The sequence below is a fragment of the Pseudomonas baetica genome (assembly GCF_019733355.1).
Taxonomy (GTDB): Bacteria; Pseudomonadota; Gammaproteobacteria; order Pseudomonadales; family Pseudomonadaceae; genus Aquipseudomonas; species Aquipseudomonas baetica_A.
Window position 1 is genome coordinate 1 of the sequence record NZ_JAIHLQ010000040.1, and the last position, 26,070, is coordinate 26,070.

Sequence of the window (26,070 nt, forward strand, 5' to 3'; positions counted from 1 at the left end):
GCGCAGTACTGCGCAAGAACTTGCGCAGTACTGCGCAAGAAGTTGCGCACTCGTCTGTACAGAACGGATTACGTGGGCTGTAGGGATGTGTCCACACGGTTATCCACATTTTAGTGCGCAAAAAGTTGCGCACTTCAATAATTCTGGATTTTCCGCTGAGTAGTCTCCCCCGCAGGAGTCAACACCTCCTACTTACGACCATGGGCCTCGTTCTTGTCTCCGATGTGCGCATCCCTTGAGAAACGTCAACAACACCTCGATTCGGATGGGTTAACGTAGCCAGACTCTCGCCGACTTGAGGATTGCACATGCTTGCCAACCGCCCTGAAGTGGATGTCGCGATTATCGGCGGAGGCCAGTCCGCACTTGCCGTCGCTTACTTTCTGCGCCGAACCGGACGTTCCTTTGTCATCATCGACGCTGAAGACGCGCCGGGCGGCGCCTGGCGGCATGGCTGGGACTCGTTACGACTGTTTTCACCCTCGACCTGGAGTTCCATCGCTGGCTGGATGATGCCGCCGGTCACGGACGGTTATCCGAGCCGCGGCCACGTACTGGATTATCTGCGCCAGTATGAGCAACGCTACCAATTCCCTACCGAACGCCCCTTTTGGGTAAACGCCGTTGAACGCTGGGGCGATCGCCTCCACGTAAAGGCCCAGGGCCGCACCTGGCTGGCGCGCGCGGTCGTCAGCGCAACGGGCACCTGGCGTCATCCCTACGTGCCACATTACCCCGGCAGTGAGACCTTTACCGGCCAACAACTGCATTCGGCTCACTACGTTGATGCCAAGCCATTCGCCGGAAAAAAAGTTCTGGTGGTGGGTGGTGGCAACTCCGGCGCACAGATCCTCGCGGAAGTGTCACTGGTGGCCGACGCCACATGGATCACCCCTCAGCCCCCGCAATTTCTCGCCGACGACGTCGATGGACGGGTGCTGTTCGAGCGCGCCACAGCACGCTGGAAAGCCCAACTCGCGGGCATCGTCGTGGAGCAACCGGTGGGTGGCTTGGGTGACATTGTGATGGTGCCGCCAGTCGTCGAAGCCCGGGAGCGCGGCGTACTGCAAGCAGTTCGGCCTTTCCTGGCCTTCACCGAAACCGGCGTGACGTGGGCTGATGGCTCGCAAACACCGGTCGATGCGGTGATCTGGTGCACCGGTTTCCGCCCGGCCCTCGGCTATCTGGAGTCATTGGGCGTCTGTACCGCCGACGGGCGTGTGGCCGTCGAAGGCACGCGTTCGATCCAGGAGCCGCGCTTGTGGTTGGTGGGTTACGGAGACTGGACAGGCGCCGCATCCGCGACACTGATCGGTGTAACCCGTACAGCGCGCAGTACCGTTGAGGAGATTGAGGGATTTTTAATGGAGCAGTGAATCGCCCCGCTTACGGCGCGAGGCGTTGTCATTGCAGCCAGACACCCGCCCACATCGCCAGCGTCAACCCTGCCTGGCCGGGAATCACATACGCGGCGAACCGTCGGCCGCCACTGACCCACGCCACCACACATTTGCTCACCGAGTTGCTACTGACAGCGATCAGCGCAGGGCCGGCAATGGCCTCAAGCGGCAACTGGCCGGATTCGGCCAACGCGGCGATTGATGCCGTTGAAGAGTGTGCGTCAGCGAAACCGGTAAACGTGGCCGTCAACATCACACCCACCTCACCAAAGAGGTTGAGCATGACCGACGACAACAAGGTGATGCCCGTCAGGGTCAACGTCACGACCAAGGCCAACTTGAGGTTAAACGCACCTCCTACCTTGATCGGTTGGTTGGCGCGGGCTTCAGGCCTGGGAAACATCAGGCACACGCCGTACAACGCTGTGGCGGCGAAACCGCCTAACAGCGGCGCCCACATGTGACGTAACAGAGCGGTGTCGACCGCCGCCAGGATCAAGCCAACCTGAACGACAGTGGCCAGATTGGACAAAATCGCGGCCGCCGCCAGGACTTTGATGTTTTGCGGCTCCTTGGCGACCAGGTGTCCCATGGAGGCGATGGTCACGGTGCTGGAAGCAAATCCGGAGGCGATGGCACTGACCGCGTAGCCGTAATGGGTGCCCAGGTTACGCACTGCAATATGACCCAAGGCCCCGACCGCCATCAGCATCACAGTCAAGGTGCAAATAGTGCGCAGATTGATCGCGCCGTAGGGGCCGATGAAACGGTCCGGAGCCAAAGGCAGAACCACCAGTGCGACGACCAAAAGCACCAGACCATCGCGCATTTCTGCTTCGGTCAACTGGCTGTTGGCGAAGTAATGCAGTTTCTGGCGGTACGCCAGCAGCCCCGCGATCACCACGCCTATGGCAATGGCCAGTTCCGGCGCGGTGCCACACAAGGCCCCTAAAACCAACACCGTGAGCAACGCCACTTCACTGGTCACGCCCGGGTCGTCGCTCAGGCTGCGCCAGTAAGCCACGGTGATCAGCAAGGCTAAGCAGATCGCCACGATCCCCAACAGCAGAGCACCACCGACCTGCATCGCCACATAGCCCAGCAACGCCGTAATGGCGAACGTGCGCAAGCCGGCGAAGGCTCGGCTGACCCCTTCTCCCTTGTGCCGTTCGCGCTCCAGACCGACGAGCATGCCGATCCCCAGCGCTGCCGCCGCACCGGTCATGCCAAGGGTTTCATTCATAGCGTCCCCGTCCGAGTGAGTATTGAGCCCTTTCAATCCGGTAGCACACCCCCGCGCGTCGTTTCGTTGCAGGGTGCAGCCTTTCGCAGCGAACTATCGAGGGAATATGCCCATGTGCATTCGCCTGAGTTCAGCATGGACCCAAGACTGCGCCAGTACGAAGGACGAAAGGTTGATGACGGTCAACCGTTGGAGGATGAAGGCGCAGTGGCTCACCGCGCAGTACCGCACACAGTTGTCGAGCAACTCACGTCGATCTCTGACTATCGCTGGCGACATTGCCGATCTTCAAACCGCCGGCGCCCAACAAGACGTTCTACAAGGTATAGGCGATCCCGACTTGTACCGTTCGTGGCGCCCCCGGATAGGCGTAGACGTTGCCGAACGCGCCCTCTTCGTAATCCCGGTCAAACAGGTTTTTCACGTCGAGGTTGAGCCGCACCTTGTCATTGACTTTGTAGTAGCCGAGCAAATCGACAACGGTGTAACTGTCCATCGAGAAAGCGGTGTTGGCGGTTTGTCCGGCGCGCTCATCGACGTACTTGAGCCCCGTTCCCAGCCCCAACCCTTTGAGGGCGCCGTCCTGGAATTCATAAACGTTGAGCAGGCTGAAGCTGTTTTTCGGGATGTTCACCAGCCGTGTACCGGAGCGCATCACGTTGTCCTTGGTCACCTCGGCATCAACGTAGGCATACCCACCGATCACACGCCATTCGGGGGTCAGGTTGCCGGCAACGTTCACGTCCAGGCCACGGCTACGCACTTCCCCGGCGGCCACGCTGAACGTCGAGTCCACAGGGTCAGTGGTCAACACGTTGCGTTTCTCGATCTGATAGATCGCCGCATCGACGCTCAACTGTTGCTCCAGTGCCTCCCACTTCAACCCGATCTCATAGGACTTGCCTTCCTCCGGCTCAAAGCCACCGCCCTGTCGACTGGCGCCGGTGTTGGGTTTGAACGAGCGCGCGGTGTCCGCGTAGACCGCAACGGTGTCGGTCAGGTCGTAGGTCAAGCCGATGCGCGGCGTCACCGCGTGATCACTGGCCTGCCAGCTTTTAGCGCCCGGCACGTAGGTTTCGTAGTCGTGTTCGAAACGCTCGAAACGCGCCCCGGCCAGTACTTTGAGTCGTTCGGTCAGTGCCACTTGGTCCTGCACAAACGCGGCGTAGGTCTTGAGGTTTTCTTTGTCGTGGGTCGGGGTCCGGGTCAACGCCGGGCGTGGCTGGCCGTAGACCGGATTGAAGATGTCGATCGCATAGGCACCCACCGCGCCACTGGAACGCTGGATGATCGAATTGTAGTCGTAGTCTTCGTATTCGATGCCGGTCAGCAACGTGTGCTGCAAACCACCGGTGGTGAAGTGGCCGGTCAGGTTGAGTTGGGTGTCCTTGTCCGTCCACTCCAGCTTGCGGTAGTTGAAATTTCGCCCCAGGGTTCGGCCGTCGGCGGCAATGCCATTGGCCTCGATTGCGTTGCCCTGCAACGTACCCTCGAGCCACTGGAAGCCACCGCCCAGCGTCCAGTCGTCATTGAGAATGTGTTCGAAACGCAGTTGCGCCATGTTGTTGTCGTTGTGCAACTTGCCGGCGTCTTTTTCGCCAAAGAACGTGTCGCGCGACGCTGTGCCGATTTGTTTGGCGTAGCGCGTTACGCCACGATCCAGCGGATGATTGTTGCGCATGAAATCGCCTTCGAAAATCACTCGCGTCGCATCGCTCGCCTGCCAGGTTAGAACCGGCGTCACACCATAGCGCTCCGTTTCAACGTGATCACGGAACGTATCACCACCCTCGCCCACCACATTGAGCCGATAGGCCAGACGCCCCTCTTCATCCAACGGGCCGGAAGCGTCCAGCGTGCCGCGCTTCATGCCTTGATCGTTCAACTGGCTACCCAATGTAACCGTGGGCTCGGCAAGTGGCTGCTTGGAAACGACATTGAATGTACCGCCAGGATCGCCTCGGCCATACAACATGGTTGCGGGCCCGCGAAGAACCTCCAGACGCTCGATAGTGTTGGCATCGGGCATGTTCGGATAACCGCGATTGATCGGGAAACCATTGCGATAGAACTCGCCGGTGGTAAAACCGCGCACCGTAAACGTGGTCAGCCCCTGCCCCCCAAAATTGTTCGCCCGCCCTACGCCGCCGGCGTAATCCAATGCGTCTTGCAGACGGGTGGCGCCGATGTCTTCAACGGCGTCCTTCGATACCACGCTGATGGATTGCGGTGTGTCATGAATCGAGGTGTCGGTGCGCGTGGCACTGGCAGAACGCGTTGCGCGATAACCCTGTACCGGGCCGTCCGCCCGTTCGTAATCTGCCGTGCCAACCACGTCGGTTGCCTCCAGCTCAAGAGCTGAAGCGCCGGAGTTGGCTTGCTCAGCCCAGGAAGAAGGGGACAACGCCTGCAGCACACAGATGGAAAGCAGAGTTCGACGCATGAGGGAAACCTTACGAATAGGCAAAAACGAAGGGCAAAACTGCCAGCAAACCGCGGCGCATGGTATACCGGATATTTTGCAATTGAAACGTATTCCCATTCGCTTGTGCGCTTGATTTCACCTCGCTAATGGCACTCAGCGTTCTACGGATTCGCGACAGCATCCATCAGGTTGTCGATATCAAATACTGAGCAGTTGCTTTGTGGTCGCCATCGAGGTGTTCAACGATTGCCCCGTCCGTTGCAATTTGTTCAGCAAACTGGCGCCCAACCACTGTTGATACAGCCTTTCCGCCAACTGACGCGCATCGCCCTCAGGCAGGCTCTGTTCAGCCTGGCCCTGTTCAATACAAAGGGTGATACGCGCCACCACTTGCTCGGCGCCATCACGCAACGTGAGGCGCATCGACTCGGACAGATCAGCAACCTCCGCACTGAGTTTCACCACCAGACACTCGTCGCCGTGCCCTTCCAGGGTGCAGCGATTCTGCCAGCCCTGCCAGTAATCCATCAGCCGTTCATAGGCACTCAGGCCCGGCAGTGTCAGGCGCCGCTCCATGTCGGCGAGGTAGCCGACGAAGTAGTCCTCAAGCAGCGCCTGGCCGTAGAGTTCCTTGGATTTGAAGTAGTGATAGAACGAGCCCTTGGGCACGCCTGCGGTTTGCAGGATTTCGTTGAGGCCAACGCTGGTGAAGCCCTTCTCGGCCATCATGCGGTGGCCGGTATCGAGCAAATGTTGGCGGGTGTCGTCGTAGGTCGGTTTCATGGGGCGCAAATTACCAAACAATAGACCAGTCGTATATTTCACGGAGGCGAGAGTTTGCCATACCCGAGCGATAAAAACCCATGGCAAAAAAAACACTAGACGACTGGTCTAATTGGAAACTATGCTGTGCCCCGACAAACATCAACGGGTGTCCACAACGTGCGAATCCGTCGCGCTTCGATAACACCTGATCAACGCAAGGGTGCTTTATGAAAATCCTGATGGTTCTGACTTCCCACGATCAACTCGGCAGTACTGGTAAGAAGACCGGCTTCTGGCTCGAAGAGTTCGCCGCGCCCTACTACGCCTTCAAAGATGCCGGCGCACAGATCACCGTGGTTTCACCCGCTGGCGGCCAGCCGCCACTCGATCCGAAAAGTGATGCGCCTGATGCGCAAACGGCCGAAACCGAGCGTTTTCGCAATGACCCGGCCACTCAACAGGTTCTGGCCAACACCGGGCGCCTGGCCGATGTCAGCGCTGATGATTTCGATGCCGTGTTCTACCCCGGTGGCCACGGCCCACTCTGGGATCTGGCCGAAGACAAACACTCGATCGCGTTGATCGAAGCCTTCGACCGCAGCAACAAACCCCATGGTTTTGTCTGCCACGCACCTGGCGTGCTGCGTCACGTCGTTGCAGCGGATGGCAAACCGCTGATCCAGAATCGCGAAGCGACCGGTTTCACCAATTCCGAAGAAGCCGCGGTCGGCCTGACGGATGTGGTGCCGTTTCTGATCGAAGACGAGTTTCAGCGTCTCGGCGGGCGCTACGCCAAAGCCGCCGACTGGCAGGTGCATGTGGTGGCTGATGGGCAACTGGTCACCGGGCAGAATCCGGCCAGCTCCGCCGCCGTGGCCGAGAAACTGCTGAAGATGCTCGGCTGATTCTTTTACAGATCCGAACACCGTGTGCGTGTTGCACGGTGTTTTTTTTCATCCATCCAATAGTCGACTGGTCTAATAAACGGTCGGATTGCACTCCTTTATCAAGGGCACCTCCATGCACCACAGCAGTTTCTTCAAACCCGCCACACTGGGCCTTCACACCCTGAAAAACCGCATCGTCCTGCCACCGCTCACCCGCCAGCGCAGTACCCAACCGGGCAACGTCGCCAATGAATTGATGGCCGAGTATTACCAACAGCGTGCCGGTGCTGGTTTGCTCGTCACCGAAGGCACCCAGATCGAACCCCGTGGTCAGGGTTACGCCTGGACACCGGGTATCCATACCGCCGAGCAGATCGCCGGATGGCGCAAAGTCACCGAAGCCGTGCATGCCCGCGATGGCGTGATTTTCGCCCAGCTCTGGCACGTCGGTCGCGTATCCCACACCGCGTTGCAGCCCAACGGTGACGCTCCGGTATCGGCCTCCGCCGTGGCCACTGACCGGGTCAGCGTGTTCATTGAAACCACGCCTGGCGCCGGCGAACTGGTGGCGCCGTCTACCCCGCGAGCCCTGACCACCGACGAAGTCCAGGACCTCGTGCAGCTCTACATCCAGGCGGCGCGTAATGCGATGGAGGCAGGATTCGACGGTATCGAACTGCACTGCGCCAATGGTTATCTGGTCAACCAGTTCATCTCCGCCCATAGCAACCTGCGCACCGACCAGTACGGTGGTTCGCTGCACAACCGCCTGCGTTTTCTGCGTGAGGTGGTGTCCGGCGTCGCCGAGTGCATCGGCAAGGAAAAGGTTGGCGTACGTTTCGCGCCATTGTTCACCACCACCGATGAAGCGCGGACTTACCTGGGCATGGTCGAGGAAGATCCACACACCACTTACATCGAGGCCATCAAGGTGCTGCAAGACGTGGGTATCGCTTATCTGTCCATCGCCGAAGCGGATTGGGACAATGCGCCAGCCATGCCAGAGACCTTTCGCCAGGCGGTGCGCGATACCTTCAGCGGCGCAATCATTTATGCCGGGCGTTACAACGCTGAGTCGGGTGCGAAATTGCTCGATTGCGGCCTGGCGGATTTTGTCGCCTTCGGCCGACCGTTCATGGCCAACCCGGACCTCCCTGCGCGAATCGCTAACGACTGGCCGTTGAATGCACTGAACCCGGCCACGGTGTATGGCGGCAATGCCGAAGGGTATGTGGATTACCCGGCTTACCTCGCCTGACGCACAGTTCTCGACAAAGTGCTCCCGCCCCTGCGGGAGTGCTGCTTTACGCCGCCCAATCCGTCTCCCGTTACGAGAGGCGACTGGATGTAACGTCTTCCCATCTTCACAAAAAGAACGACGCTCCATTGTCAGCTCGATTTTTTCGGCCTATCTTTGTAAAAAACCTATACAAGGCACGCCGCAATGTACAACTCAGAGCCGTGGCCATTAACGCTTTACTTTGACGGTGAATGCCCACTCTGTGCGCGAGAAATCAAGCTGTTGCGCCAACATGCGGTCGAAACACGACTGCGCTTCGTTGACCTTAGCCATGAGGACTTCGATCCAGCCGTTCTGGGCTTCACGCTTACGCAAATGCAATCCTCACTGCATGCAAGATTCGACGATGGATGCTGGGTAAAAGGCCTCGACGCCACGCTGTGGAGCTGGCGAGCCGCAGGGCTTGGTATCTGGGTTGCACCCCTGAACTGGCGTTTGACCCGTCCTTTGTTTGCCATTGCATATCGCTTGTTCTGCCACTTGCGCCCTCACTTGGCGTGGCTGCCTCACCCTGACGGCAGCCGGCGTTGTCATGACGGCCACAGCAGTTGTCGCACTCTTATCCAGCCGCAACGCCGCGAGAAATCCGAATGACTCAATCATTAGCCAATCACTACCGTGGAATTCTTCTCGGCGTCGGTGAAAACCCCGACCGCGAAGGACTTCGAGACACGCCCAAGCGCGCAGCCAAAGCCATGCAGTTCCTGTGCGACGGCTACACGATGAACCTGGAAGAAATCATCAATGGCGCGTTGTTCGAGTCACAGAACGATGAAATGGTCATCGTTCGCGACATCGAGCTTTACTCGTTGTGCGAACACCACATGCTGCCCTTCATCGGCAAGGCCCATGTGGCCTACATACCGACTGGCCGGGTGTTGGGGCTGTCGAAAGTGGCCCGAGTGGTCGACATGTTCGCGCGCCGCTTGCAGATCCAGGAAAACCTGACCAGACAGATCGCCGACGCGATCCAGCAAATTACCGGTGCTGCGGGTGTGGCCGTGGTCATTGAAGCCAGGCACATGTGCATGATGATGCGCGGTGTGGAAAAGCAGAGCTCGGTCATGACCTCATCGGTCATGCTCGGTGCGTTTCGAGAGTCCTCCAGCACACGTCAGGAGTTCCTCCAACTGATCAGCCGATGACAGTGACTTAATTGTTGGTTTGTCGATTCAAATGCGCCGACAAACCTGTACACGCATAAGTATCTGTACAAGCCTTTCAAAGGGATGTTCTCCACGTTCACCCGTGTATTCAGGGAGTAAAGCAATGGCCCGTTTTTTGGTTTTACTGGCATTGGTGCTAAGCGTCACGAGCTGCGGCAGCGTCGATGTCGGTCGCTATGCCGACCAGCAACCGGCCCTAAACCTTGAGCATTTCTTCAGCAAACCCGTCAAAGCCTGGGGGATGTTTCAAAAGCGCTCAGGCGAGGTTGTCAAACGTTTTGAGGTCAATATCCAGAGCCATCGCGAGGGTCATGACCTGATTCTCGACGAGCGCTTCCTCTACAGCGATGGCACTCGCGAGCGTCGTGTCTGGACCCTGACGCCAGAAGGTGCAGGCCATTGGCGCGGTCGCGCTGGCGATGTCGTGGGCGAGGCCAAAGGTGAAGTGGCCGGCAACGCATTACGTTGGCGCTATGTCCTGAGCCTCCCGGTCGATGGCTCCGTTTATGAAGTGAACATGGATGATTGGATGTACCAGATGGACGAGGACACGCTGATCAATCGCACCAGCATGTCCAAGTTCGGTGTCGAGATCGGCCAGGTGACATTGTTCTTCCGCCGCCAGTCCGGGGGAGAAAATCAATGAGTGATTCGCTCACCATGACCTCCCTGGGCGACGGCTACCGCGCCCTGGTGATCGGCGCCAGCGGCGCACTCGGCACAGCCTTCTGTGAGTGGCTCAAACACGACCCACGGTGTGCAAGCGTGCGGGAACTGGGGCGCAAGACCGATCCCGCACTTGACCTGGAACAGCCCGAGACAATCGCCAACGCCGCCGCCGAACTGGCCACAGAAGCGCCGTACCAGTTGATCGTGCACGCTGCGGGCCTGCTGCATCGCGACACCCTCAAACCGGAAAAAAGTTACAGCACCATGGAAGACGCCGCGCTGCAGGCCGTTTTTCAAGTGAACACGCTGGGACCTGCGATGGTCTTGCGGCACTTTCTGCCACTGCTCGATCCCCAAGGGGCGATGGCAATGCTCTCGGCCAAGGTCGGCAGCATCGGCGATAACCGTTTGGGTGGCTGGTACGCCTATCGCGCCTCCAAGGCTGCGCTGAACATGCTGATCAAAACCGCTGCCATCGAACTGGCCCGCACCCGCCCGCACAGCCGCTTGCTGAGCCTGCATCCAGGCACGGTGGTTTCGGCGCTGTCGCAACCTTTTCGCGGTGCATCGGCGGCCCGACCGGCCAGCGTCGCAACCCATGAACTATTGACCCTGATCGACCGCCTGACGCCGGCAGACAGCGGCCATTTTTTTGCCTACGACGGAGAACGCCTACCCTGGTAGGCAAGGAGTGATTCATGAATCTGCAAACCCTCACCGAGCACGCCGCCAATAGCGAAATACGGGAACTGGAACTACTGTCGCTCGAAGGTGGTTTTTATCTGGCACGCATCCGCATGGATCACGGCCAATTCACCTTGCTGGACGATGCCGCCAAACCCATGCGTCTGCGTTCAATCACTCATCTGCGTGACTTGTTGCAAACCGTTCCGGCCTTTCCCTGCGTGTTGGTGCAGCAATGTGTGCACGACGAAATGTGCGGCCGGGACACAGGCCCTGTCGAAGAACTGCGCCTGCCTTTTTCGCTGACACCTCCTTGATGAACCGCACGCTGCCGGACCGCACCGAATGAGCAAGGTCAATCGCCTGTGCCTGATCCTCGGCGATCAACTGTCGTTTGACCTGGCCTCATTGCAAGGTCTCGATCCCGAACGTGATGCGGTACTGATGGTCGAGGTGATGGAGGAAGCCAGCCATGTGCCTCATCATCCGCAGAAGATCGCGCTGATCTTCAGCGCCATGCGGCATTTCGCCCAGGCGCTGCAGGCCAGAGGCGTACGTGTCGAGTACGTCCCCCTTGATGACCCGCACAACAGCGGATCGGTGCCGGGGGAATTACGCCGCTGGCAGGACCTGCTGCAAGCGGACGAACTGCACGTCACCGAATGCGGCGACTGGCGCCTCGAACAATCTCTCAAGGAATGCGGCTCAGCCATTGACTGGCATGCCGACACGCGTTTTCTGTGCAGTCGTGCCGAATTCAGCGCGTGGGCGGCCGGCAAAAAACAGCTGCGCATGGAGTTTTTCTACCGCGAGATGCGCCGCAAGAGCGGATTACTGCTCAATGGCGACGGCACGCCGGTCGGCGGCGCGTGGAACTTTGACGCCGAAAACCGCAAAGCCTTGCCCAAAGGAGTGAAAGCGCCCTACCCGGCGCGGTTTTCCGACGACGCCATCACTCGCGACGTGCTTGCACTGGTCAAAGAGCGCTTCAGCAGCCACTACGGCTCTCTGGACAATTTCAACTATCCGGTCACACATGCCGACGCCCAAGCGTTATGGGATTACTTTCTGGACTATGGTCTGGCCGGGTTCGGCGATTACCAGGATGCCATGGCCAGCGACGAGCCCTTTGTGTTCCATGCGCGGATCAGCGCAGCGCTCAATATCGGTCTGTTGGATTTACGTCAACTGTGCAGCGACGTTGAGTCGGCTTACAGGTCTGGCCGCATCCCATTGAATGCAGCCGAGGGGTTCATTCGGCAATTGATCGGCTGGCGGGAATATGTGCGAGGGGTTTACTGGCTGAAGATGCCTGACTATGCCCAAGGTAATTCATTTGGTAACCACCGGGCCTTGCCGGCGTTCTACTGGACGGGCGAAACGCAGATGAACTGCATGCGCCATGCGATCGGTCAAAGCCTCAAACATGCCTATGCCCACCACATCCAGAGGCTCATGGTCACGGGCAATTTTGCCTTGCTCACCGGCATCGCACCGAGCCAGATCTGCGATTGGTACCTGGCGATCTACATGGACGCGTTCGACTGGGTGGAACTGCCCAATACCCTGGGCATGGTCATGCACGCTGACGGTGGTTATCTCGGCTCCAAGCCTTATTGCGCGAGCGGCCAGTACATCAATCGAATGTCTGACTACTGTCGCGGCTGTGCCTACAAAGTCAGCGAAAGCACGGCTGACAACGCCTGCCCTTTCAATGCGCTGTACTGGCATTTCCTGATGCGCCACGGCGATCTTCTACGCGGTAATCAGCGCATGAGCATGATGTACAAAAACCTCGACCGCATGCCGCAAGCCAAGCAACAAGCGCTTTGGCAGCGGGGGCAGAAACTGCTCGACACACTGGACCGTGGCGAGCCGCTATAAAACGCGGCGTCCTTCCCCGTACGGGTGCAACTTAAACACCAGGTGACGTGTCAATGTGAGAATTCCCGGTGTACGTTTGAGCCGCGTTGAATGAACTCACCCAAAAATCAAGAAGGCCCCCCGTGGTGGAAATTCTGAAGCACTTTACTCGCGAGGAGCTTGAGGCAGAGGTCATGCGTCTGCGCCTGCTTCTGGAGAGCAGCGCAGCAGCATCACCGGATATGGCCGCCCAGCTTGCCGCCAGCCGAGCGGCGCTTGCCAGTAGCGAGGCGCGTTTCAGCACCATCCTGGAAACCATTGAGGCCGCGTTCGCGATCGTCAAAGTCAAATTCGACGCTGACGATCGCCCCGTCGATTACTACTTCGTCGAGGCCAACCCTGCGTTCGAACGTCAATGCGGCGTCAACCTGCGAGGTAAGTGGGTCACCGAGTTCGCCCCCAACCTGGAGAGTTTCTGGTTCGAGACTTACGGGCACGTGGCCAAGACCGGCGAGCCGGCCAACTTCGAAAACTACGCCAATACCTTTGAACGCTGGTTCGATGTTCGCGCCGTGCGTGTCGGCGATCCTGCCGATCGACAAATCGCGATTTTCTTCAGCGACGTCACCCAACGCCGAGACGCCGAGGAGCGCCTGCGAGTCAGCGAGGCGGTAGCGCGTGAAAACGTCGAGCGCGTGCAACTGGCCCTCGCCGCCGGGGCCATTATCGGGACTTGGCATTGGGACTTGCCCACAGATTGCTTCACCATGGATGAGTCCTTTGCCAGGATTTTTGACCTTGATCCCGCGTTGGGCCGCATCGGTCTGAGCCTGGAACAAGTCGTGATGACCGTACACCCCGATGACCGGGACGGGCTTACGGCCGCGATCAACGAAGCGATTGCCCGCGGCGGCGCCTACTCCCATCAGTATCGTGTGCGCCGCGCTGACGGAACATACAACTGGATCGAGGCCAACGGACGCGTCGAGTGCGCCGATGACGGCACCCCGTTGCGTTTTCCCGGCGTACTCATCGATGTTGAGGATCGACGCAATGTCGAGGCCGAGCGCGACCGGGCCAACGCCGCGTTGCGCGCGCTCAACGACACACTGGAACAACGCGTATCGACGCGCACAGCCGAACTCATGCAAACCGAGGAAAAACTGCGCCAGTCGCAGAAGATGGAAGCGGTCGGGCAACTGACCGGGGGCTTGGCCCATGATTTCAACAACCTGCTGGCCGGCATCTCGGCGGCGTTGGAATTAATGGGAAAGCGCATCGCCCAAGGCCGTCTGAAAGACGTCGATAAGTACATGGTCACCGCCCAAGGCGCCACCAAACGTGCGGCGGCCCTGACCCATCGACTGCTGGCTTTCTCGCGACGCCAGACACTCGATCCGCGGCCGACGGATGTCAATTCCCTGATCCTCGGAATGACCGAGTTGATCCAGCGCACCGTCGGCCCCGCCATCCGCTTGAAGACCGTCGCGGCGCCCGAACTGTGGCCGACACTGGTTGATGCCAGTCAACTGGAAAACGCACTGCTGAATCTGTGCATCAACGCCCGCGACGCCATGCCTGACGGCGGGCGTATCACGGTCGAGACGGCCAATCGCACAATGGACTCTGCGTCGGCCCGCGCGCTGGACATGCCCGAAGGCGAGTACTTGTCCCTGTGTGTCACTGATACCGGCACAGGCATGACGCCCGAGGTCATTGCCAAAGCCTTCGACCCATTTTTTACCACCAAGCCTCTGGGCCAGGGCACCGGCCTGGGGCTGTCGATGATCTACGGATTCACCAAGCAATCCGGCGGTCAGGTAAGGGTGCATTCGCAAGAGGGCCAAGGCACCACGATGAGTCTCTACCTGCCAAGGTACTGCGGCGAAACGCGGGCAAATCAGGATGCCACGCACAACGCGACAACGCCGCTTGCCAAGTCAGGCGGGACAATTCTGATTGTCGACGACGAACCCTCCGTGCGCATGTTGATTTGCGACGTGCTGGGCGAACTCGGTTATAACCTGCTGGAAGCCGCCGACAGCGTCGAAGGACTCGAAGCATTACGCTCCAGCGCACACATCGATCTGCTCATCACCGATGTCGGTTTGCCCGGCGGTATGAATGGGCGACAGATGGCCGATGCAGGCAGAGAAATCCGCCCGAGACTAAAAACGCTATTCATTACCGGCTACGCAGAAAACGCCGTCATTGGCAGCGCGCAACTTGGGCCGGGGATGCAAGTGCTGACCAAGCCGTTTGCGGTTGACGCATTGATTTCGCGCGTCATTACCCTGATGTCGACTAACGTTGAGTGAAGCCGCCGTGAACATTCTTCTAGAGCGCGGCAAAAAACTGTTGCAACGTAAAAAGCCTGCTTTTCAGGGCAGGCTTTTCGTGTGACGCGGCTCGCTTACTTCTGTTGAGACGTCAGCGCCGCATAGCCATTCATCAAATTGCGGTAGTTCGGAATCCGCTGCGACAGCAAATGACCCAAACCTTCAATGTCGTTACGCCAGTCGCGGTGCAGTTCACAGGCCACCGAGAACCAGTTCATCATCTGCGCGCCGGCCTGGGTCATGCGACTCCACGCAGCTTGTTGCACGGTGGTGTTGAAAGTGCCGGACGCATCAGTCACCACGAACACATCAAACCCCTCCGCCAGCGCCGACAGGGTCGGAAACGCTACGCACACATCCGTCACCACACCGGCGATGATGATCTGTTTGCGACCGGTGGCTTTGATTGCTTTGACGAAGTCTTCGTTGTCCCAGGCGTTGATCTGCCCTGGGCGAGCGATGTAAGGCGCATCGGGGAACATCTCTTTCAATTCCGACACCAGCGGACCGTTCGGGCCTTGCTCGAAACTGGTGGTGAGGATGGTCGGCAACTGGAAGAACTTCGCCAGATCGGCCAGCGCCAGCACGTTGTTCTTGAACTCGTTCGGCGAGAAGTCCTGCACCAGAGAAATCAAACCGGTCTGGTGATCAACCAGCAGCACTACGGCGTCGTCTTTGTTGAGGCGGTTATAGGTTGGAGTGTTCATCTGTGCATTCCTTTTTAGTTGTAGGGGTTCTTGTTGCGTTCAAGATGGGCACAGATTACTGACGCACCGGGGCGAGATAAATCGGCTGAAAAGCGTTTAACTGTCAACTCAGAAAGGACAATTGGTATTGGATAAAGGGCGGTGACTTCAGAGCCAATCTATTCGAACTCCTGGCACGGACCCGTCCTCAGCGACGACCTCGGAACGTCAAATCTGCAGGAGGCTATCGCGCTATCTCTCGTCACTTTTTCTTACACCTTTTGTCACCCTGCGACACCCTGTCCGCCGATCCGCAGCCGGCGTCTGCCTTCAGTTTGGTATGATGCGCCGCTTTTACGGTTAACCCCCCCCCGCCAGTCCTGCCGACTGACGGGCTGCAAAAGGCGGTATTAGATGACGGCTTTGTTGACTCGCCGCAAGGTGCTTGCGGGAATGGGCGTGCTCGGGCTTGGCCTGCTCGCCGGCTGCGACACCCGCGGCCAACTGTCTTACAAGTACGGCAAGGATCTGAGTAACAAGATCATGGGACGCACCTTCAAGCTTAAGAACACCGAAGGCGAGACCATGACGCTGTCGAGCTTTCGCGGCATGATGCCAATGGTGTTCTTCGGCTTCACCCAGTGCCCGGCGGTCTGCCCGACGACCCTGGCCCGCGCGGCGAAAATCAAAAAACTCATGGGCAGAGACGGCGACCGCTTGCAGGTGATCTTCATCACTCTGGATCCCGAGCGCGACACGCCAGAAATTCTCGACGCCTACATGAAGGCCTTCGACCCGACCTTCGTCGCGCTGTACGGCACACTTGAGGAAACCAAGGCCACGGCCAAGGAATTCGATGTGTTCTTCGAGAAGGTGCCGGCCGGCGACACCTACACCATCTCGCACACCGCCACCAGTTACGTCTATGACTCGCGCGGCGAACTGCGCGTAGGTCTATCCACATCGCTTTCGGCAGAAGAATGCACGGAAGATTTGCTTACCGTTATGGAGGTTTGCTGATGCACCCCGTTCTGAACAACATCAAACGCACCGTTTTCGCCCTTTCGTTGATGGGCCTGGCGTTTCAGGTCTCGGCGCAGACCCAGGTCGACGACGCCTGGGTACGTGCGACCGTGCCAACCCAGTCCGCCAGCGGCGCGTTCATGACCCTCACTGCCGACAGCGACAGCAAGCTGCTCAGCGTCGCTTCGCCAGCGGCCAAAGATGTGCAAATCCATGAAATGAGCATGAAAAACGACGTCATGAGCATGGGCCCGGTGAAATCGGTCGACCTGCCGGCCGGCAAAGCCGTCCACTTTGACCCGAACGGCTACCACGTCATGCTGATGGGCCTGACGGCTCAGTTGAAAGAAGGCGAAAGCGTGCCGCTGACCTTGACCGTGGAAAACGCTAAGGGCGAGAAAGAAACCGTTGAAGTGAAAGCTCCGGTGCGCCCGCTGACCAACATGCAAGGTCATGATCACAGCAAGATGCATTGATCTGACCTTCAGCAACACCCACGGGGCGGCATGATAGACGATCATGCCGCCCCTTTTTTTGCGGATGTAAAGTTTATGGAAAGCGTGCTTTACACCAAAAAATTCATCAGCGAGGATGTAAAGGGTCTTTTACACAGGAAGTGAAGCATGAAGAGTTTCAATCGCGAAATGGCCGCTGCGATGGCGCTGTACATATTGGTATTGCTGACATCGCAATTTGCCTTGCTGTATCTCGCCGACGCCAGCTTTGGGCTGCGTACCGTCATCGCCCTGTTGCCCATTATTCCGGTCGGTCTGTTCTGCTGGACTATCGTGCGTGACATGCGCCGTCTCGACGAAATGTACCTGCGCATCCAGTTCGAAGCCCTGGGCTTTGCTTTCGCCGCCTCAGCCCTGCTGACCTTTACCTACGGCTTTCTGGAGACCGTCGGTGCACCGCACTTCCCTTGGTTGTGGGTCTGGCCGGTGATGGGCCTGATGTGGATGATCGGTTTGCGCTTCGCCAAGCGTCGCTACCAATGAAAAACCGCCTCAAGCAATTACGCGCCCAGCGCAAATGGTCCCAAGTCGATCTGGCAGAGCGCCTGAACGTATCGCGTCAGACGATCAACGCCATCGAGAATGAACGCTACGACCCGAGCCTGCCGCTGGCGTTTCAGATTGCCCGGGCGTTCGAGATGACCATTGAAAGCATCTTTGATGATGGAGCTTGAGCCGATAACTCGCAGAAAAGACAGGCACTCTGCAGGACGGCGTGGCAACCACCACGCCGAAGTGGTCGTGTGAATCGCAGCGTTTAACACATGCTGTCATGCCGGTTCTAAGGCGCACTAAATAAGATGAAACAATAAATCTGCTGCCGAGATACTGCATCAACATCGCCGATTGCCAGTCAACACCAACGTCAGCTAGAGCTTACGGCGTTTCGTCTAACCCCAAACGGCTCCGCAAACCAATCACCTGCGCGTTTAAAACAACGATCAGACCGCCCACCCTTGCTATCATCACCCACACTTTTTTTACGATTTGATGACTGGAAGGTCTTTTTTGTGAGCGCTCTTTTGAACGGGTTGCGACACCCGCATGCCCGACTCTCTTCCCTGATCTTTCTGGTGCTGATCGTGCCGGTGTGCCTACGCGCGGCACTCGGCTGGTCGACTCCGCTGGGTTATTTGTCGGATCTGGCGATCGGCAGTTCGTTGGTGATTTTGTTGCATCGCCGCGCGTGGTGGCTGGCATTGCCGCTGCTGCTGTTCTGGGGCTTGCTCGCGGTGGCGACTGCGGAACTGGTCAGTGCCGTCGGTCGCCTGCCCACCCCTTCCGATCTGCATTACCTGTTCGATCCGCAATTTGTCGAGAACTCCAGTGGCGGAGGACTCGCGCATCCGGCGGTGGGCATTACGTTGCTGCTGGCACTGTTGCTTTGGCTGCTGGCGCAGTTTGCCGCACGCGGCATTGTCCGTCCTGCCCTGCCCCGTGCGTTCTGGGGTGTGCCACTGGTGCTGTTCGCTGTGCACTGGGGCGCACAGAACCTGTGGCCGAGCGAGGCCGATCCTTGGCGTTTGTACAGCCTTTCGCACCATTTGCTAGCCACTGAGGTCGCCGATGTGCAGATCCGGGCCGAGGAATGGCTGGACGGCGATGTTGAGGAAACCACACCGGTCATGACCGGACTCACCGACGTCGATCTCAACGGGCAGAAACTGCTGAATGCACCGGGTCGGGCACGTAACGTGCTGATCATCACCCTGGAAGGCATTCCCGGCGCTTACATCCGCGCCAACCGCGAGGCCATTGGCAGCCATTATCAGGAAGACCTGATGCCCAATCTCAGTCGCTGGGCCGAGCGCGGCATGAACACACCTGACTACGTTGTGCACACACACCAGACCATTCGCGGTCTGTACGCCATGCTCTGCGGCGATTACGACAAGCTCAACAACGGCACGCCCAAAGGCGTGGAAATGCTCACCCTGAACGAGCGCAATCAGGCTTGTCTGCCGGCGCAACTGCGCGCGCACGGTTTCAGCACCCACTATCTGCAAGGCGCCGGCCTGCGCTTCATGGCCAAAGACAAGATCATGCCGCACATCGGTTTCGATGCGACCCATGGCCTGGAGTGGTTCACCAACGCCAACTATGTGGAATTTCCGTGGGGCAAGGATGACAAGGCATTCTTCGAGGGCGCGCTGAGTTATGTCGGCCAACTGGAAAAGCAAAAAAAGCCGTGGATGCTGACATTGCTGACCGTAGGCACGCACCAGCCCTACTCCGCACCGGAAGAATATCGGGAGCGCTACGAAACGCCGAAGCAGGCGGCGGTCGGCTACCTGGACGATGCACTGGACCAGTTCCTTGGCAGTCTCGAACGCCAGGGCGTGTTGAAAGACACGCTGGTGGTGATCACCTCCGATGAGTCCCACGGCATTGATGGCGTGCGTCTGGCTTCGTCATGGGGTTTCAATCTGACGTTGGCGCCCGAGCAGGAGCAACTTCCGCGCCTCAAGGCCGGGGTGTATGGCCATGTCGATTTGAGCACCTCGGTCCTCGACTACTTCGACCTGCCAGTACCTCTCTCATTGAGCGGCCGCTCGCTGTTTCGCGATTACGATTCCGGTCGTGAAATGATGTCGTTCACCAACGGCAAACTGCGCTATCACGATGGCCACGGTATGTTCTCCGAATGTGACATGCCGCGCCGCTGCCGCTACTACGAAAGCGCCGGTTTCATAGCCGACAGTGCCACGTTCAAGGGCACCTACAGTGGCCATCGCGCCCGACAGATCGCGGCCCGCGCCGATGCGCTGGACCTGTCCCTACTGCGCACTCCGCTCAATCACCGCTATCAATTCGGCAGCACCAACGTCATCCCGCTGCAGGCACAGATCAATAATGACTGGGCCGACAATCTGATCGGCGCGCAATACCTGGAAATGCCCAAGGGCTCGTACACCCGCGTACGCATGACCGTGCGTTCGCTTGATCCGCACCAGGTCGCGCACATTCAGCTCAAAGCCAAGGAATTCGAAAAAGAGGTGCAGATCGGGTTGCCGCCGGAAATGGTCGCCACGGCGGATCAGCCGCTGGAGATGGATTTCAGCTTCGATAATCCGCAAGACCGCAAGGCCTTCTCCTTCCATTTGCTGGGTTATGGATCGGGTGCTGTTGAAGTCACGGATTTCAGTGTGATCACTGAGTTGCCAGGACAAGAGGATCTGCTGGATGAAGTGCCGGAGGATCAGGCCGGGCAGTCGAGTTGACACCGCGTTAAGAGGTTCTGCCTATCAGCGTCCAATAGTCGGGCTATTAGCCGACTCGTCAAGTCGGGTCTAGCCTTACAAGTCCGAAGTCGGCACGAGCCGGCCGTAGACGACCTGATAAGGACCCGAACATGGCAACTGAATCGAAATGCCCGTTCAACCACGCCGCTGGTGGTGGTACGACGAACCGTGACTGGTGGCCGAATCAACTCAACCTGAAGATCCTGAGTCAGCACTCGCCCAAGTCCGACCCGCTGGGCAAGGACTTCGACTACGCCAAAGCCTTCAAGAGCCTGGACTTCCAGGCGCTGAAACAAGACCTCAATGCGTTGATGACCGACTCCCAGGACTGGTGGCCGGCGGACTTCGGCCACTATGGCCCGCTCTTCATCCGCATGGCCTGGCACAGCGCCGGCACCTATCGCACCGCGGATGGCCGCGGTGGTGCCGGATCGGGCCAGCAGCGTTTCGCCCCGCTCAACAGTTGGCCGGATAACGTCAGCCTCGACAAGGCCCGCCGCCTGCTGTGGCCGATCAAACAGAAATATGGCCGCAACATTTCCTGGGCCGACCTGATTGTCCTCACCGGTAACGTCGCGCTGGAATCCATGGGCTTCAAGACTTTCGGTTTCTCCGGTGGCCGCCCTGATGTGTGGGAACCGGACGAAGACGTGTACTGGGGTTCGGAAAATGAATGGCTGGGCGGTGATAGCCGTTACGGCAAGGACAAGGCCGCCATGCAGGAACCCGGTGACGGCACGCTGGTAGCAGAACCGGATCTGCACGGCAAAGAAGAGAGCCGCACCGATCAGGGCGAGCGCACTCTGGAAAACCCGCTTGCAGCGGTGCAGATGGGCCTGATCTACGTCAACCCGGAAGGTCCTGAAGGCAACCCTGACCCCGTGGCCTCGGCCCACGACATTCGCGAAACCTTCGCCCGCATGGCCATGAACGATGAAGAAACCGTGGCCCTGATTGCCGGCGGTCACGCCTTTGGCAAAACCCACGGTGCCGGCCCTGCCGATAATGTCGGCCCGGAACCGGAAGCCGCCGGACTGGAAGAACAAGGCCTCGGTTGGCGCAACGCGTTCGGCACCGGCAAGGGCGGCGACACCATCACCAGCGGCCTCGAAGTGACATGGACCACCACGCCGACCCGGTGGAGTAACAACTACCTGGAAAACCTGTTCGGTTTCGAGTGGGAACTGACCAAGAGCCCGGCCGGGGCACATCAGTGGATTCCGAAAAACGGCGCGGGTGCAGGCACCGTTCCCCATGCCCATGACCCGAGCAAAAAACTCTCGCCGACCATGCTCACCTCTGATCTGGCGTTGCGCTTCGACCCGGCTTACGAGCAGATCTCCCGGCGTTTTCTGGCCAATCCCGATCAATTGGCCGACGCCTTCGCCCGCGCCTGGTACAAACTGATTCACCGCGACATGGGTCCACTCTCACGCTATCTCGGCCCGGAACTGCCCAACGAAGAACTGCTGTGGCAAGACCCGATTCCCGATGCCACTCACCCACTGATCGATGAAAACGACGCTGCCGCATTGAAGAGTAAAGTGCTGGCATCAGGTCTGTCGGTTTCGCAACTGGTCTCGACGGCCTGGGCTGCAGCTTCGACGTTCCGTGGCTCGGACAAGCGCGGCGGCGCCAACGGTGGCCGTCTGCGCCTGGAGCCGCAGAAATCCTGGCAAGCCAACCAGCCGGAACAACTGGCCAGCGTGCTGAAAACCCTTGAGGGCATTCAGAACGAGTTCAATGGTGGCGCATCGGGCAAGAAAGTCTCGCTGGCAGACCTGATCGTGCTGGCCGGCAATGCCGGAGTCGAGCAAGCAGCGAAAAATGCCGGGCATTCGGTAACCGTGCCGTTCACGGCGGGTCGTACGGATGCCTCGCAGGAGCAAACCGATGTGGATTCGTTCGGTTTCCTCGAACCGATTGCCGATGGGTTCCGCAACTACAGCAAAGGCAAATACACGGTGTCGGCCGAGGCGCTGCTGATCGACAAGGCTCAACTGCTCACCCTCACCGCGCCGGAAATGACCGTGCTGCTGGGTGGCTTGCGGGTGTTGAACACTAACGTCGGGGGAAGCCGTCATGGCGTGTTCACCCACCAGACCGAAGCGCTGACCAACGACTTCTTCACCCACCTGCTGGATATGGGGGTGGAGTGGAAACCAACGTCAAAAGCGGCGGACGCGTTCGAGGGCCGCGACCGTAAAACCGGCAGCGTGAAATGGACCGCGACGCGGGTTGATCTGGTGTTCGGTTCCAACGCGATATTGCGGGCGCTAGCGGAGGTGTATGCCAGTTCGGATGCGAAGGAGCAGTTCGTCAAAGACTTTGTCGCCGCCTGGACAAAGGTGATGAACCTGGACCGTTTTGATCTGAAGTAACGCAAGAAAACTGTGGGAGCGGGCTTGCTCGCGAAAGCGGTGTGTCAGGCGACAGCTCTATGTCTGACATACCCTCTTCGCGAGCAAGCCCGCTCCCACATTTAGATCCGCGTTCCTACCAGGTTTCATATTCAGGCTTCGGCACAGGATCGGTCGGCCCCAGATAACTGACGGAACGCAAAAAAAACTGTGGGAGTGGGCTTGCTCGCGAAAGCGGTGTGTCGGGCGACAGCTCTGTGTCTGACATACCCTCTTCGCGAGCAAGCCCGCTCCCACATTTAGATCCGCTTTCCTACCAGGTTTCATCTGCAAGCTTCAGCATCGGATCGGTCGCCCCCGAATAACTGAAGTAACGCAAAAAAAACTGTGGGAGCGGGCTTGCTCGCGAAGGCGGTGTATCAGGTAACAACTCTGTGTCTGACATACCCTCTTCGCGAGCAAGCCCGCTCCCACAGTTAGATCCGCGTTTCTATCAGGTTTCATATTCAGGCTTCGGCACAGGATCGGCCTGCCTCGATAAAACGGACGCAACGCAAAACAACTGTGGGAGCGGGCTTGCTCGCGAAGGCGGTGTATCAGGTAACAGCTCGGTGTCTGACATAACCTCTTCGCGAGCAAGCCCGCTGCCACATTTAGATCCGCGTTTCTATCAGGTTTCATATTCAGGCTTCGGCACAGGATCGGCCTGCCTCGATAAAACGGACGCAACGCAAAACAACTGTGGGAGCGGGCTTGCTCGCGAAGGCGGTGTGTCAGGTAACAGCTCTGTGTCTGACATACCCTCTTCGCGAGCAAGCCCGCTGCCACATTTAGATCCGCGTTAAGCCAGGCTTTTGCTGACCACCTCATAGACGTCGCTGGACAACTGACCTGAAGCCAGAATCCGCTCCAGTTCGGCCTTCATCAGCGCCTGCCGCGCGCTGTCGTATTTGCGCCAGCGCGTCAGCGGCGCCAATTGCCGCGAGGCGATCTGCGGGTTGAAGCCGTTCAGTTCGATCACCAGATCCGCGAGGAAGCGATAACCCGAGCCATCCGCCGCGTGGAAGTTGATCAGGTTCTGCCCGGCAAACGCGCCGACCAGCGCACGCACCTTGTTCGGGTTTTTGATGTTGAACGCCGGGTGCTGCATCAACGCCTTCACACGCTCCAGACCGCCCGGCAAAGTGCTGCCGGCCTGTACGCTGAACCACTGATCCATGACCAACGGATTGTCCTTGAAGTGTTCGGCGAAACTCGCCAGCGCCACGGCTTTCTGCTCGTCGAACGGCGAGTTGACCAACACTGCCAGCGCCGTCAGGCGCTCGGTCATGTTGTCGCTGGTGTCGAACTGTTCCAGCGCCGCCGCCAACACTTCTGGCTTGCCGCTGAGCATCAGGTACGACAGCGCGATGTTCTGCAACGCACGACGAGCGAAGTGCTCGGCCTCGGCCATATACGGGGTTTGTTTCGACAGGTCACGGTTGGCCTGGTAACGCAGCCATAGTGCTTCGAACAGGTTGTCCGCCAGTTGCTTGCGGGCAAACTCGCGCGCGATATGGATCGCGTCGACGTCAGCCACTTCGCTGATTTCGGCAAGGTACGCCTCACCCGGCAGTGAGAGCATTTCCGCGACCATCGCCTGATCCAGCGATTCGTCCGACAGCACTGTGCGCAACGCAGTAATCAGGCGTGGGTCGAGCACCAGGCTTTCGCCCTTCTGCTGTTGAGTGATCAGCTCTTGCAGCACCTGCACCGACAGTTGCTGACCGGCATCCCAGCGGTTGAAGCCGTCGCTGTCATGCTGCATCAGGAACATCAGTTGATCGCGGTTGTACGGGAAGCTCAGTTTCACCGGCGCCGAGAAGCCACGCAGCAGTGACGGCAACGGCTGTGCGCTGATGTCGACGAAGGTGAAGGTCTGTTCGGCTTCGGTCACGGAAATGACGCGAGTGGTGCCTTGGGAAGCGGCTTCACCAGCCAGCCGCAGGGCAATCCCGTTGCCCTTGCTGTCGAGCAGGCCCAGCTCTACGGGAATCACGAACGGCAGTTTTTCCACCTTGTCCGGGGTTTCCGGGCAGCTCTGGCGGAACGTCAGGCTGTAGGTTTTCGCGGCGGCGTCGTAAGACTCGCTCACCGCCAGACGCGGTGTGCCGGCCTGGCTGTACCAGCGTTTGAATTGGGTCAGGTCGACGCCGTTGGCATCTTCCATGGCTTTGATGAAGTCGTCGCAAGTCACGGCCTGGCCGTCGTGGCGTTCGAAGTACAGATCGCTGCCCTTACGGAAGCCTTCGGCGCCGAGCAAGGTGTGGATCATGCCGACCACTTCCGAGCCCTTTTCGTACACGGTCAAGGTGTAGAAGTTGGAAATTTCGATGAAGCTGTCCGGACGAACGGCGTGAGCCATCGGGCCGGCATCTTCGGCGAACTGGTGGGTACGCAGGTAAGCCACGTCCTGAATGCGCTTGACCGTGGCGGAGTTCATGTCGGCGGAGAAACCGGAATCACGGAACACGGTGAAGCCTTCCTTGAGCGACAGTTGGAACCAGTCGCGGCAGGTCACGCGGTTGCCCGACCAGTTGTGGAAGTATTCGTGCGCGACAATCGCCTCGACCCGCTGGTGCGCGGCGTCGGTGGCGGTTTCGGCGCGGGCCAGTACGGCGCTGGAGTTGAAGATGTTGAGGCCCTTGTTCTCCATGGCGCCCATGTTGAAGTCGTTCACCGCGACGATCATGAAGATGTCCAGATCGTACTCGCGACCGTAGACCTCTTCGTCCCAGCGCATCGACTTCTTCAGGCTGTTCATCGCGTGCTGGCACTTGTCGATGTTTTCCGGCTCGACGTAAATGCGCAGCGCCACGGTGCGTTCGGTCATGGTGGTGAAGGTGTCTTCAACGCACCACAAATCACCGGCCACCAGCGCGAACAGGTACGCCGGTTTCATGAACGGGTCTTCCCAGGTCGCCCAGTGCCGGCCGTCTTCGCCGGGGCCGGAAGCGATCGGGTTGCCGTTGGACAGCAGCACCGGATAGCTGTGCTGTTCGGCCACCACGGTAGTGGTGAACTTGCTCATCACGTCCGGACGATCGAGGTAATAGGTGATCTTGCGGAAACCTTCGGCCTCGCACTGGGTGCAGAACATGGTGCCGGACTTGTACAGGCCTTCCAGCGCGGTGTTGGTTTCCGGATGGATCTTGACGCTGGTGTCGAGTGTGAAGGTTTCGCTGGTCGGTTGCAGGGTCAGTTCGTTTTCACTGAGCTGATAGTCCGCAGCGCTCAGTTCCTGATCGGCCAATGTCACCGACAGCAATTCCAGTTGCTGGCCATCGAGCACCAGCGGCGGCAGGCCCGGGCCACGCGCCGGGTTGCGGCGCATCACCAATTGCGCGTGGACCAGGCTGTGATCCTCGAACAACTCGAAGGTCAGGTGTGTTTCGTCGATCAGGTACTCGGGCGCCTGATAGTCCTTCAGGTAAATCATCTTCGGTTGTTCGGTGCGCATGCTG

At 58.9% G+C, this 26,070-nt stretch carries 21 protein-coding genes; 16 read left to right on the forward strand and 5 right to left on the reverse strand.

Annotated elements, in window-relative coordinates:
- Positions 1-308: 308 nt before the first annotated feature.
- Positions 309-1,376: an ArsO family NAD(P)H-dependent flavin-containing monooxygenase gene (locus K5E40_RS27415; protein ID WP_221733406.1), complete on the forward strand. Its 1,068-nt coding sequence runs from the start codon at positions 309-311 to the stop codon at positions 1,374-1,376.
- A gap of 28 nt (positions 1,377-1,404) precedes the next feature.
- Here the strand turns inward: K5E40_RS27415 and K5E40_RS27420 are convergent, their stop codons facing one another.
- From K5E40_RS27420 to K5E40_RS27430, 3 genes are all read right to left on the reverse strand, one after another.
- Positions 1,405-2,643, reverse strand: coding sequence for an MgtC/SapB family protein (locus K5E40_RS27420; protein WP_221733407.1), 1,239 nt, complete (start codon positions 2,641-2,643; stop codon positions 1,405-1,407).
- A 316-nt stretch (positions 2,644-2,959) separates the two neighbouring features.
- Entirely contained in the window at positions 2,960-5,086 is a 2,127-nt protein-coding gene (locus K5E40_RS27425) for a TonB-dependent siderophore receptor (protein ID WP_221733408.1), read from the reverse strand.
- Between the two features lie 180 nt (positions 5,087-5,266).
- A complete protein-coding gene (locus tag K5E40_RS27430; RefSeq protein WP_221733409.1) occupies positions 5,267-5,851 on the reverse strand; it encodes a TetR/AcrR family transcriptional regulator in 585 nt (194 codons plus the stop codon).
- Between the two features lie 209 nt (positions 5,852-6,060).
- On the opposite strand from K5E40_RS27430, the gene K5E40_RS27435 reads away from it, so the two are divergent.
- The 9 genes from K5E40_RS27435 (at position 6,061) to K5E40_RS27475 (ending at position 14,720) form a co-directional block, all read left to right on the forward strand.
- Positions 6,061-6,738, forward strand: coding sequence for a type 1 glutamine amidotransferase domain-containing protein (locus K5E40_RS27435; RefSeq protein ID WP_221733410.1), 678 nt, complete (start codon positions 6,061-6,063; stop codon positions 6,736-6,738).
- A 115-nt stretch (positions 6,739-6,853) separates the two neighbouring features.
- On the forward strand, positions 6,854-7,978 hold the full coding sequence (locus K5E40_RS27440; protein ID WP_221733411.1) for an alkene reductase: 1,125 nt from the start codon (positions 6,854-6,856) through the stop codon (positions 7,976-7,978).
- Between the two features lie 186 nt (positions 7,979-8,164).
- A complete protein-coding gene (locus K5E40_RS27445) occupies positions 8,165-8,614 on the forward strand; it encodes a thiol-disulfide oxidoreductase DCC family protein (RefSeq protein ID WP_221733412.1) in 450 nt (149 codons plus the stop codon).
- On the forward strand, positions 8,611-9,165 hold the full coding sequence (gene folE / locus K5E40_RS27450; RefSeq protein WP_221733413.1) for a GTP cyclohydrolase I FolE: 555 nt from the start codon (positions 8,611-8,613) through the stop codon (positions 9,163-9,165). The genes K5E40_RS27445 and folE overlap by 4 nt, the downstream gene beginning before the upstream one ends.
- Positions 9,166-9,289: 124 nt before the next feature.
- Complete coding sequence (locus K5E40_RS27455; RefSeq protein ID WP_221733414.1) at positions 9,290-9,832, forward strand: DUF3833 domain-containing protein; 543 nt, start codon at positions 9,290-9,292, stop codon at positions 9,830-9,832.
- Positions 9,829-10,539 (forward strand): SDR family oxidoreductase, encoded by a 711-nt coding sequence (locus K5E40_RS27460; protein WP_221733415.1) that lies wholly within the window; start codon positions 9,829-9,831, stop codon positions 10,537-10,539. Before K5E40_RS27455 ends, K5E40_RS27460 begins: the two co-directional genes overlap by 4 nt.
- A gap of 14 nt (positions 10,540-10,553) precedes the next feature.
- A complete protein-coding gene (locus K5E40_RS27465; protein ID WP_221733416.1) occupies positions 10,554-10,856 on the forward strand; it encodes a DUF6482 family protein in 303 nt (100 codons plus the stop codon).
- Between the two features lie 28 nt (positions 10,857-10,884).
- Positions 10,885-12,423 carry a cryptochrome/photolyase family protein gene (locus K5E40_RS27470; RefSeq protein ID WP_221733417.1) on the forward strand — a complete coding sequence of 513 codons (1,539 nt, stop codon included), beginning with the start codon at positions 10,885-10,887 and terminating at the stop codon, positions 12,421-12,423.
- 173 nt (positions 12,424-12,596) lie between these two features.
- The gene (locus K5E40_RS27475; protein ID WP_260456086.1) at positions 12,597-14,720 is read left to right on the forward strand and encodes a hybrid sensor histidine kinase/response regulator; all 2,124 of its coding nucleotides are present in this window, start codon (positions 12,597-12,599) and stop codon (positions 14,718-14,720) included.
- A gap of 95 nt (positions 14,721-14,815) precedes the next feature.
- Here K5E40_RS27475 and ycaC read toward each other — a convergent pair whose 3' ends face one another.
- Entirely contained in the window at positions 14,816-15,448 is a 633-nt protein-coding gene (ycaC, locus tag K5E40_RS27480) for an isochorismate family cysteine hydrolase YcaC (protein WP_221733418.1), read from the reverse strand.
- A gap of 393 nt (positions 15,449-15,841) precedes the next feature.
- Here ycaC and K5E40_RS27485 point away from each other — a divergent pair, with 393 nt between their 5' ends.
- From K5E40_RS27485 to katG, 6 genes are all read left to right on the forward strand, one after another.
- Positions 15,842-16,447, forward strand: a complete 606-nt coding sequence (locus tag K5E40_RS27485; protein ID WP_221733419.1) for an SCO family protein — start codon at positions 15,842-15,844, stop codon at positions 16,445-16,447.
- Positions 16,447-16,926, forward strand: a complete 480-nt coding sequence (locus K5E40_RS27490; protein WP_221733420.1) for a copper chaperone PCu(A)C — start codon at positions 16,447-16,449, stop codon at positions 16,924-16,926. Before K5E40_RS27485 ends, K5E40_RS27490 begins: the two co-directional genes overlap by 1 nt.
- A gap of 147 nt (positions 16,927-17,073) precedes the next feature.
- Positions 17,074-17,448 (forward strand): hypothetical protein, encoded by a 375-nt coding sequence (locus tag K5E40_RS27495; RefSeq protein WP_221733421.1) that lies wholly within the window; start codon positions 17,074-17,076, stop codon positions 17,446-17,448.
- On the forward strand, positions 17,445-17,639 hold the full coding sequence (locus K5E40_RS27500) for a helix-turn-helix transcriptional regulator (protein WP_221733422.1): 195 nt from the start codon (positions 17,445-17,447) through the stop codon (positions 17,637-17,639). The genes K5E40_RS27495 and K5E40_RS27500 overlap by 4 nt, the downstream gene beginning before the upstream one ends.
- A 336-nt stretch (positions 17,640-17,975) precedes the next feature.
- Positions 17,976-20,186 carry an LTA synthase family protein gene (locus K5E40_RS27505; RefSeq protein WP_221733423.1) on the forward strand — a complete coding sequence of 737 codons (2,211 nt, stop codon included), beginning with the start codon at positions 17,976-17,978 and terminating at the stop codon, positions 20,184-20,186.
- Positions 20,187-20,317: 131 nt separating this feature from the next.
- Complete coding sequence (katG, locus tag K5E40_RS27510) at positions 20,318-22,588, forward strand: catalase/peroxidase HPI (RefSeq protein WP_221733424.1); 2,271 nt, start codon at positions 20,318-20,320, stop codon at positions 22,586-22,588.
- Positions 22,589-23,408: 820 nt separating this feature from the next.
- On the opposite strand, the gene pepN is transcribed toward katG, so the two are convergent.
- Positions 23,409-26,066 (reverse strand): aminopeptidase N, encoded by a 2,658-nt coding sequence (gene pepN, locus K5E40_RS27515; RefSeq protein WP_221733425.1) that lies wholly within the window; start codon positions 26,064-26,066, stop codon positions 23,409-23,411.
- Positions 26,067-26,070 lie beyond the last annotated feature (4 nt).